The 12,093-nt window shown below is 39.9% G+C and carries 3 protein-coding genes; 2 read left to right on the forward strand and 1 reads right to left on the reverse strand.

All coding sequences use genetic code 11. The annotated features are described in order from the left end of the window. Positions 1-8 precede the first annotated feature (8 nt). Positions 9-767 (reverse strand): AraC family transcriptional regulator, encoded by a 759-nt coding sequence (locus tag PHE88_10440; GenBank protein MDD5688236.1) that lies wholly within the window; start codon positions 765-767, stop codon positions 9-11. Positions 768-1,659: 892 nt separating this feature from the next. On the opposite strand from PHE88_10440, the gene PHE88_10445 reads away from it, so the two are divergent. After that, the gene (locus tag PHE88_10445) at positions 1,660-2,610 is read left to right on the forward strand and encodes a PorV/PorQ family protein (GenBank protein MDD5688237.1); all 951 of its coding nucleotides are present in this window, start codon (positions 1,660-1,662) and stop codon (positions 2,608-2,610) included. 67 nt (positions 2,611-2,677) lie between these two features. After that, positions 2,678-12,016, forward strand: coding sequence for an FG-GAP-like repeat-containing protein (locus tag PHE88_10450; GenBank protein MDD5688238.1), 9,339 nt, complete (start codon positions 2,678-2,680; stop codon positions 12,014-12,016). Positions 12,017-12,093 lie beyond the last annotated feature (77 nt).

Below are 12,093 nucleotides of genomic sequence, written 5' to 3' on the forward strand. Positions count from 1 at the left end.
AATTTATGCTATGCTAGCGGAAACTTATGTAGGTGTCCCGGGGTTGTGCCGCTGTATTTACTGAATATTTTACTGAAGTGATGTTCGTTTGCAAAACCTGTTTCTCTGGCAATAACTTTTAACGGCAGATTTGTTGTTAAGATTAATTCTTCCGCCATATCAATACGTAATATTCTTAAATCTTCCATTGGTGTTCGTCCTGTAAGTTTTTCATATTTTTGTAAAAAATGATATTTATTTAAATCAGCATAATTAGCTAATTTCTCCAGGCTAATTTTTTCTTTTATATTATCACGCATAAAATTTCTTATCTTCCAGATAAATTCCGATGTTCCTTTCTTTATTTTACTTAACCTCAAGCATTCAGCGACTATTGTTTCAATGACTGCTTCTTGAAATTGAATGTTGTATTTGGAATTAAATTGCCATTCCTGAAAAAGCCATTTTACCAAAAGCCTTATTCTGCCGTCGTTGTCATGTGTTAATACCGGAATTTCTGTTTTTTCTTTATCTTTTCTTTCCCAGTTAATATATATAGCCTCAACCGGATTTATTTTACTCGGTTGTTCTTTGTGTTCTACACCCGCGCTATAAAACAAAACATCTTTTGCCTTTGCATTTATATTTTTATTGCCAATCAGGACAGACATTTCTCCGCTGGTAATAATAATCATTTCATGGAAAGCATGAGAATGATTGCGTATTTTCCACTTTACTTTTGGATCAATTCTACCCACAAAGTGCAATTTTATTTTACTCTTATACATAATATATACCGTCATTCCAATCACTTAACTACCATAAAAATATTATACTAAATAGTCTTAAATTTGCAAGATATTTCTTGTTTTTTTGGAAATGACGAGTTTTAGCAATTATAATACAGTGTCTTCGTCGATATGCTTCTTTTTAGTACCACAATTTTAGATACAACACAACAATTGCAGACATTAAACAATTATATTTACCGAGGGAAAACAGAATTATTGCATAAAAGCTAAATATATGATATCACCTACTTTTTGTAATAAAAACATCTTGACAAAAAACCATCATGGTGTTATATATATGGTGAAGAGCAAGAAGTGATTACAAATAGCATATTGTGAGTATCCATAGAAAATTTACATTTTACGAATAAACAGAAGGAGGAAACAAAAGTAAAATATGTTGTTTTACCCCGCTAACTGCGGGGTTGCATTCTCGGTCGGTGCAGTAGCTCCGACCTGCGAGTGCTAATCCGAAAAGGCTGCTCCTGCGAAAGCGGGATGAGTTCGCAAAACCAAGGGCTAAGATAGTGAAAGCCAACAGGTTGCCGATAAGCGACAAATAATAAGAAAGATCTTAGTAATAAATTGAAATAAAGTAGAAATATAGAGAAATTACTAAGACCAACTATCAAGCCAGCAAGGTTACCGAAAATCAAAGAAGTTAATTAGAAAATTAGTTGATTAGTGAATTAGGTTGAATAAACTTAATTCGCTAAATTAGCCAACTAATATCTATTGAACTTCTTTTTTTTAGTGCTCGGAGTTCGGAGCTACTGCACCGAACGAGAACACAATCCCGATTACATATTCCATTATAAATAAGAATCGGGGTAATCAAATTAGAACACAAGAACAAAAGAATATAAGAACAGTAGTAAAGGGGGTTAATATGCGTAAGATGTTAAGTTCAGTAATGCTGGCAGTAATGATAGTCGGTACTATATGTACAGCTAAATTAGAAGCCGGTGCTGGCACAACAGCTATGCAATTCTTGAAAGTAGGAATAGGTGCCAAGCAGGAAGGTATGGGTGGTGCACAGGTAGCAGTAGCAGAAGATGTCAATAGCGTATACTGGAATCCTGCAGGATTAGGTTCAGTAAGTGCAACCGAACTATCATTTATGCATTTATCACTTTATGAAGGAATAAATTACGAATATCTGGCAATAGGACATCCTGTAAACGAGAGCTCCACAATAGGGTTACAAATAATGTACCTTAATTATGGTAGTATGGACAAGACATTAGAAGATGTTAACGGTGCATATGATGCGGTAGGCAGTGTAGGCACTTTCGGTGCTAAAGACATTGGTGGCGCGATAAGTTACGGCAAACAGGTTGACGATACAATCAATGTAGGTGGTAGTTTAAAGATGGTAAACCAGAAGATAGACACAAACAATGCATCCGGATTTGGGTTAGATTTAGGGGTAGAGTATGTCCCTGTTAAAGGTGGAATACAATTAGGTTTAGCGATACAAAACATAGGTGGAAAAGTAGGCAGCAGCAGTATGCCGAGCAATATAAAAGCCGGGCTAGGCAAGAAGTTATCGGCATTTGAAGGCGAGAACAATTTAACGGTAGCAGCAGATGTTAATTATAGATTAGACAATACAGGTATAAAAGAGAATATAGGAATGGAATTAATGATTGCTGAGATGATAGGAATCAGAGCAGGTTATAAAATAGGATATGATGAAGAGACCTACACGTTAGGCGGCGGGTTTAAGATAAATGGTGAAAGTTCTACGTTTAATATAGATTATGCGTTTGTCCCGACAAAAGACTTAGGTGACACACACAGGATATCGTTAGGGATAAGGTTTGGGGCAAAGGAATAGAAACAGAGGCGTCCGAAGTCCAATGTTCGATGTCAAATGTCAAGAAAATTGAAAGATTGAAAGATTAATGATAGAATGTAAAACAAAAATAAGTCCGAAGTCAAAAAAGATTATAAAATATATGAACACGAGAACATTAGAACATAATAACATAAGAACTGAAGTAAAAGGGGGTAAAGATATGGGTAAGATTATTAGATGGGGTATGATGTTAATAGCAGTAACATTTGTTAGTTGCATGGTTACAAGAAGCTGGGCTGATTTTTATCCAGGGACGGCTGACAACATTTACAGAGATTATACTAAAATAGCACAACTTGGCGTTTGTGGAAATCCGGTAACAGCAAGTTGGTTTTTTAAATCTAATGGCGGACAATGTGATCCAACCCCACCATCAAACGCTCCGGTTCCGTATACTTTAACCGGCGTTGATATTGCCAACGCAACGAAAGCAGAAGTATATGTAACTTTTTGGGGCGGACACAATAAGGTAACCGGTCATAAGTTCAACGTAAATGGTGGAACGCAATTTTATTATATGCCACAACTTACCGGTACACCTACTGCTTCTTCTAATTATCTTAAATTTCAATATTCCGCAGCACCAACAGCTATTCCTATATCCACGTTAGTTTCAGGAAATAATACTATTGGAGTTACTGCTGAAACTCAGCCTGACGGCGTTCCGTTTTACTGGGTATATTCGGTTACAGTACGTGTCTATTATGATAGTTCAAAACTTCATCCTACGGGAACTATATCAGTGACTCCTGGAGCTGATAGTCAAACTTTCACTGCCAATGTGCCCGCATATACAGGTGGAATAAGGCAAGTAGACTATATCGGGAACTATAAAGATTATAACTGGGAAGGTGATGGCCGTTTTCAAAACTGGCATCATACATATAAGAACGGAATACTTGATAAACATATAGGTACTGGTTCCGGTACTTCTTATTCAGCAACATGGGATACCCGCTGGGTACCCGACCAGGACCAACCAATGAAAGCAGTAGCTCGTATAGTTGGTAACGATGGTATGTGTTATATCACAGATGCTGTTAATCTTAACTTTTCCAGGAACTATTCCATAAAATTAATTTCTTCTATTGATGTTCCACAAGGTTTTGGTGTCGCCAGTTATGGTCCAGTTACAAGCTACTGTCATTATAATATTGATACAATGACCAATGCAACAGCTGCAAAACTTATTATTCATACTTTTGCCGGTTCAGGAGAGTGTTGGAACAATACAGCAGATGATGCTACTATACGTGAATTGGGAATTAATGGTACTGTGTTAGCCGGTACACCGGGCACAGGCACACCGGCAAGTATTCCTATTGGTATATCATTAGCGAATGGGGGTAACGCTTTTAATACTTATGATATCACAAATCTTAGTTATTTGCATTCCGGCTCAAATGAATTTTTTATCAGGTGCAATACGGCACACCATTGGCTTGAGGTAACTTGGCCGGGACCGGCATTATTAGTGAAATATAATACTGTCGGCATGCCTACGGCGAGTATAACAAGTCCGTCTAATAGTGCAACATTTTCAGCACCGGCGAATATAACAATCAATGCAACAGCAACTGACAGTGATGGAACAATAACCAAGGTAGAATTTTATCAAGGTACTACTAAGTTAGGTGAAGATACAGTAAGTCCATATAGTTATGCATGGTCAAATGTCCCGGGAGGTAGTTATACACTTACAGTAAAAGCAACAGATAATAGTGGAAACATAACGACATCAAATCCTGTAAGTATCACCGTGTCAGGAGGTTCAACAGTAGGCGGTTGGTGGGATACCAATTGGAATTATAGAGTAGGGTTGGATATTCAGGCAGGAGCATATACAAGGACCAATAAACCCGTAGAAAAAGATATTAATTTTACAACATTAGTAACCGGTCTTGGAGGAAGTGGAGCATTTGACCCGGGTTCTATCCGTGTAGTAGAAGTACTTGGAGATGGTACAGTAGTTAATGCAAATGTTCCGTTCCAGTTTAACCAATCAAGCACATATAATGCAACAACAAACGCGTCCGGCACACTTGTGTTTATTATGGATAATACGACAGTAGCGAATGCAACGAGATATTATCATGTATATTTTAACACAGGGACAAGTATGACAGCTCCCACAGTAACCCCACAGGTAACACTGACAGATAATGTAATGGTAGAAGGACAATCGAGTTATAAATTAGATACAGCGAATGCGACTTATATGTATCATAAAATAGGTGGTGGTTTTGCCAGTATAATAGACAAACAAAACAATGACTGGATATCATACAAGCAAACACCTCATAACAGTTCAGGAGGTTCATTCCGCGGAATACCAAATCTGGGTGTATGTGGTCATCCCGGATATACAGCAGATGCATATGACCCGACAACTGTTCTTGGCGCCAATTCAACAATAGTAAGTCAGGGTCCTTTAAAAACTACTATTCATTCAATAACAACAGATAACAACTGGGAATGGACATGGGATTTCTATCCTACTTATGCAAAGATGACATTATTGAAAAGGGACCCTGCAAAAAGTTATTGGTTTTTATATGAAGGCACTCCTGGTGGGTCATTTGTAGCGGGTAGTGATTATTACTATAGGTCAAGTGATACAAGTCAACAAAGCGGTTCGACGGCTTTTGGTGCGGACATACCATCTCCTGAATGGATATATTTTGCAGATGGAACAATAAACAGGAGTTTATTTTTAGTTAATAATACTGATGATTCTTTAACTGATAGCCATCATGCTATGACAGATAGTGGTGGTAGTATGACAGTATTTGGTTTTGGCAGAGGAACAACAGCAGACCCTTCATCTACAGCAAATTGGCTAACTGCATGTCCTGCATACTTCACAATAGGACTTGCAGACAGCAGAGATTATGCAACGACATCAAAGACAATAGAATCAGCGTGGCGAGATTTGGGTATTGTACAGCGAACAGCAGAAAAGAAAGATGGTAGTATAACACCGCCGCCACCGTCACTAACTCTGTCGTTTAAAGAAGTAACTCTTAATGCTGCCGGATATCTTTATGGGCGGGCAATTGGAGATATAGATGGCGATGGTAAAAGCGAGGTAGTGGCAAACGATTGGGCATCATATAGTCTCGGCAGTCACGGACTTGTTTATTTCGATTATCCTGATGCAACAGAAAAAACACTTATATCATTTTCAGGTTATCCTGACTATACCTATTGGCGAAGTGATGACATAAGATTAGCGGACATGAACAAAGATGGTAAATTGGATGTAATAGGCGGAATATCTGCTACTTATGGAGATAACAATAATTGTATGGTAGAGTTATGGGAGAACATGGGTGGCGGAGTATGGACACGGCATAATTTGGATACAGCAGCAAATACGTATTACATAAAGAACATAGTAATAGCAGACATAGACAGGGATGGTAAATTAGATGTAGTGATTAGAACTGACCCATATAGCAGTAGTCTAAGTGCAAACATATGCATATATTTTCAGGATACTTTAAATTCTTGGGTTAAGAAAAGTTTTAATACAGTTATAGATGAAGGTATGGATGTAGGTGATATAGATGGTGATGGCTATCCGGATATAGCAATTGGCGGCAGATGGTATAAGACACCAGCGACCGGTCAAAGAACAGGAACATATACTGCCTACGATTTTGCGTCTAAATGGTTACCCACAAGTCCGGAACAGTCAGGTTTCCCTAGTTGGGCACAAGGCGGCTGCAGAGTAAAGATTGCAGATTTAAACGATGATGGTAAAAATGAGATACTAGTAAGTCCTGCAGAAGCGCCTACAAAAACTCTTCCGGTAGCATATTATACTTCTAATAATCCGACTGGTGGAGTAAGTGCATGGACTGAACATGTCTTAGAGGCAAATATTCAGAATGCGCACACATTAGAAGTAGCGGACTTTGATAAGAACGGTAAATTGGATGTACTCTGTGGCGGTATTGGTCTTAATAATTTTGGAGATAATGCTGATAAAGGACTTTGGGTTTATTTACAAAGTCCGGATGGAACTTTTACTCGTTCTAATATAACACAAGCTACCAAAGGTGCTTATTGTGCAATAATAGGCGACCTCAATAATGATGGTGATATAGATATAGCAAATGTTAGTAGTTTTACTAATGGTCCTTCTACGGTTTATGAGAATCTAGCTTCTGCGTTTTCACTTGATAAATGGACATACAAACAAATAGATAATAGTCGTGAAGTATATAGAACTACACCCTGGACTGTTGCGTTTTTTGGTATAACAGCAGCAGACCTTACTGGTCATAATAATGGATACAAGGATATAGTATCAGGTAAATATTTCTATCGTAATCCCGGTGGCGATATGACAGGCACATGGAATAGGACTACCTTTCCCGTTAACTGTGACGGTATCCTTGCAGTGGATGTAGATAGCGATGCATATGCTGATGTTATAGCAGAAATGCTTCCGGATGTATATTGGTTAGAAGCTACTTCACCTGATGGCTCTTCATGGGTGGTGCGGGCAACAATAGGTCAGGTACCGGCTACAGTACATGGATTAGGTCAGGGAGCAGCACTCGCACAAATAATACCAGGCGGTAAACCCGAGATAGTAATTACAGGTGGCTCTACTGGTAGTGAGACCTATTATTTCCAAATTCCTACTACAAACCCGGAAGCAGGGAACTGGCCAAGAACACTTGTTACAAGCGCAGGTAGCGATGAAATGATAGGAGTTGGTGACATAGATAAAGATGGAAATTTAGATATAGCCGCAGCGGACCGCAGTACACCATATCAGGTGGCATGGTGGAAAAATCCCGGTGTTGCCGGACAGGCAAACTGGACTAAATATGTAATAGGAACAATTAACGTAGGACCAGCGTCGGGTTTTCCGAACTGTGCGCGTTTAGCAGATATAAATGGCGATGGTAGATTAGATTTGGTAATAAGTGCGGAGGACTATTTGAGTACCGGTCCCAATTCACCTTCATACTGGTATGAATGTCCGGCTAATCCAACTGCTAATAATTGGATATGTCATACGATAGCTATGGGTAGCGCACTTAACAGTTTGGATGTTGCAGATGTAGACAAAGACGGCGACATTGATGTTATGGTAGGCGAGATGAAGACAAACAAGAGACTTTGGATTTATGAGAATAACGGACAAGGCACTCTTACATCACATTTAGTGGCTAGTGGTTACGAGACCAACGGAGCAAAAATGCTTGATTTGGATGGCGATGGCGATTTGGACATAGTAAGCCCAACTTTTGATGCTCCTCAATATCTACATATGTGGCGTAATGATGCTGTTGGCACTGGCACACCCGTTAATACACCACCGACAGTAAACATAAGTGCAATTGATGTTACAAATGGTAATATAGCACCTGCTACATTAACAATAAAAGTAAACGCATCTGACACTGACGGTATAAAGCAAGTAGATTTTTATAGTAATAGTAACTGGATTGGAACAGACACTAGTTCACCATATGAGTTTGCATGGACTGTTAACAACCCGGGGGATTACAGTATACAAGCAAAAGCAACCGATAATGGTACTCCCAATGCTACTGCAATGTCGGCAGCACAAGTAGTGACAATAACAGGTGTTACACCACCGGCAACACAGCAGGCATATCCCGCAGGCGTAGCATGGTTAGTCGGAACAGGGACAACAACAATACAGTCAGAAGATTACGATATGGTAACAAATGGTGTTGCCGAAGGCGAAGCATACCATGATACAACAACCAGCAACAAGGGTGGCGGATACAGAACAGCTGAAGGCGTAGATGTGAGAGCAATTACTTCAGATGCAGGTGGTGGCTACCAGGTAGGTTGGACAGTACCCGGCGAGTGGTTAGAATACAGTATAAATGTAAATCAAGCCGGTAATTACAAAATAATACTTAGGGGCGCCAATGGAGAGACAAGCGACGGTGGTCCAATGCACATTGAATTCGTCCAAAATAACGCAACTTATGTTCAAACGACACCTTCAGTAGGCACACCGCCGACAGGTAGTTATGAAACATTTACAGATGTAACACTTTCAGCCGGAGTAACACTTAACGCAGGTAACCAGATAATGAAGTTGGTTATGGACAATAGTTCAGCAGTTGGCAATGGTGATATTAATTATATCCAGTTAGTACTGGTAAGTGCAGAGACACCTAATACAGTAGCGACACCGACAATAAGTCCGGCAGCAGGGACATATTCAGGTTCTGTTAGTGTAACACTTACGTGTGCAACCGGCGGGGCAGAAATAAGATATACAACAAACGGGACAGACCCGACATCATCATCAACGTTATATTCCGCACCGTTTACATTAACTGCGAATGCTACAGTAAAAGCCTGTGCGTTCAAAACTGCTATGACCGACAGTTCAATAAATAGTGTGGCATATATCATAACAAATACTTCAACTCAGCAGGCATATCCCGCAGGAGTAGCATGGTTGGTAGGAACAGGGTCAACAACGATACAAGTAGAAGATTACGATATGGTAACAAGTGGTTCCGGTGAAGGTGTAGCATATCATGATACAACACCTGGTCAGGAAGACGCATCGAACACATACAGACCAACAGAGGGAGTGGACGTAGAGGCATGCACTGACATAGGTGTGGGATATGATATAGGATACACAATCGTAGGTGAATGGTTAGAATACAGCGTGAATGTTAATCAGAGCGGCAAATATAAAATAGTATTAAGAACCGCCCGTGGCACTACAGTTGATGATATGGTACATCTTTCATTCATTCAGAACAGTGCAACATATCTTGTAACACCGTCAGTAAGCTTACCTGGAACAGGCGGCTGGCAGGTATGGGTAGATACAGAAGTCGCAACTGATGTAACACTTAATGCGGGTAACCAGATAATGAGATTAGAACTGGATTCCAGCGCTGCGACATATTGCAGTAATTTTAATTACATCAAGTTAATAAGAACAAGTGCAGAGACAATTAATACAGTAGAAACACCGACAATTAGCCCGAGCGCAGGAACATATTCAAATTCTGTTACAGTAACGTTAGGCTGTGCAACCAGTGGAGCAGAGATAAGATATACGACAAACGGTACAGACCCGACATCATCGTCAACGCTATATTCCGCACCGTTTACATTAACTGCGAGTGCAACGGTCAGAGCCCGTGCGTTCAAAGCTGCTATGACCGACAGTTCAGTGAATAGTGTAGCATATACAGTAACAATTGCTTCACCGCAACAGTCATATGGCAATAATGGTAACCCGTGGCAGATAATAACAGGTACGACAACGATAGAGGTAGAAAATTTCGACACTGTAACAAGCGGTATTGCTGAAGGCGAGGCGTATCATGATATGGATGCCACTAACAGGGGTGGAGCATACAGGACAACCGATGGTGTAGATATAGAGGCAGTCACCGGTGCAAGTAACGGCTACGATATCGGGTATGTAGTTCCCGGCGAATGGTTAGAATACAGTGTAAATGTAAATCAAGATGGCGACTACAAAATAATAGTAAGCGCAGGCAATGGAGGTACAACTGCAAGTCCGTTCCATGTTGAATTTGGTCCGCATAATGCAACAAACATTGTAACACCATCAGTAAGCATACCTAATACAGGCGGATGGACGACCTTTACGGATATAACAGTTGCAAATTCTGTAACACTTGCCGCCGGCAACCAGATAATGAAGTTAGTAATGGAAACCGGTAGTGCATCTAATAACGGTAATTTTGATTACATCAAATTAATAAGACAAACTCCTGATACCACACCACCTGTAGTAAGTGCAGTAGTATCGGCAAATATTACCGGCAGTGGATTGGTAATAACATGGACTACCAATGAGCCGGCAAACAGTAAGATAGAGTATGGATTAACTACAAGTTATGGTAGCGCTACCGTTATAACAGATACCACTGGTGTATATACACACAGTGTTACACTAAGTGGTCTTACTGAGAAGACAGCCTATCATTACAGGATGGTGTCCGTAGATATGAACGGTAACACGACAATGACCGGAGATTACAGTTTTACAACGACAGCATATGATACTACAGCACCGGTAATAAGTAATGTATCCGCAGGAGTAACACAAAATAGTGCAGTAATAAAATGGAATACCGATGAGAACTCCGATTCTCAGGTAGGATATGGAACTACGACATTGATGGGTACCGCAACTACCTTAGATGCGACATCAACCAGGTTACATAGTGTTTCACTTAGCGGATTACAGAAAGGGAAAACTTATTATTACAAGGTTTATAGCAAAGATGCAACCGGCAATCTTGCTACATCATCACAATATAGTTTCAAGACATACAACCTGAAACACAAGATATATACCTATTACTATGATGATGGGACAACGACAACTAAAGTAGGTGCAACACCGGCTGTGAGTTTGAAGTTCAAGGTACAGGTATATAATGTAGATGAGAACAGTATTGCAACTGACTATACCGGCACTTTAACACTTACAACGAAGAACAGCAAAGGCACTGAACTGGATACAACAGATTCAACATTAGTTACTGCAGATGCAGGTGAGAAGGAAGTTGCTATCCCGTTCCGTAGTGATATAAATACAGTAGAGTTAAGCGGTGATACGACAGCGCCGGTAGTGATAGGCTTTAATGATATGTATATAGCAAAATTAGTTGGCTACCAGGGTGGTTCAATACGTGGCGCCAACGGGTTAAAGATACTTATACCTACAGGAGTCTTGTCTGCGAACAAATATCTTGCATCAATAAAGACGAGTGCTGCACCGGAAGTAAAGAACACAATGAAATATGTTAATACACTAAATCCGATATGTTACGATTTCGGCGAGTTAACATTCAACAATAATGCACCTGTATTGGAAAACCAGACATTCACAAGGGCAGTGAACATAACAATACCATATACAGCAGCGGACATAGGGACATTAAACGAGGATGGACTTAGAATCTACTACTGGACAGGAACAGATTGGGAATTAGTATCAGGAGTCCAGACAGTAGACAAATCAAACAACACAATAACTGCAACAGTCAAACATTTCTCAACATACCGGATATTAGGTAGTTATGTATCTGCCGACATGAGTAATGTTAAAGTTTATCCTAATCCTTATAATCCTGACACAGCAGTTCTTGGTAAGCTAAAAATTATAAATTTACCAATGAATAGCGTTATGAAGTTGTATAGTGTGGATGGTGAATTAATCAGGGAACTCAAAGAGCTCGACTTTGGTAATCTTGGTTGGCTCGAGTGGGATGGCAAGAATGGCGATGGTGACAAAGTAGCCAGAGCAGTATATATCTATCACATCGAAGACGCTGCCGGCAACAAGAAGACAGGCAAGATAGGACTTATAAGATAGTCAAATAGTCCAAAGTCATAGTCGTAGTTGCAGAGCTTGCTCTGCTGAAGTTACTGTTTGACTCTTGTCTGCCATAA

The organism is Elusimicrobiota bacterium (assembly GCA_028718185.1).
In the GTDB taxonomy this organism is placed as follows: Bacteria; Elusimicrobiota; UBA8919; order UBA8919; family UBA8919; genus JAQUMH01.

Coding starts and splice junctions, on each gene's coding strand:
- PHE88_10445 (MDD5688237.1), top strand. CDS start 1,660: ATGCGTAAGATGTTAAGTTCAGTAATGCTGGCAGTAATGATAGTCGGT.
- PHE88_10450 (MDD5688238.1), top strand. CDS start 2,678: ATGATAGAATGTAAAACAAAAATAAGTCCGAAGTCAAAAAAGATTATA.
- PHE88_10440 (MDD5688236.1), bottom strand. CDS start 767: ATGTATAAGAGTAAAATAAAATTGCACTTTGTGGGTAGAATTGATCCA.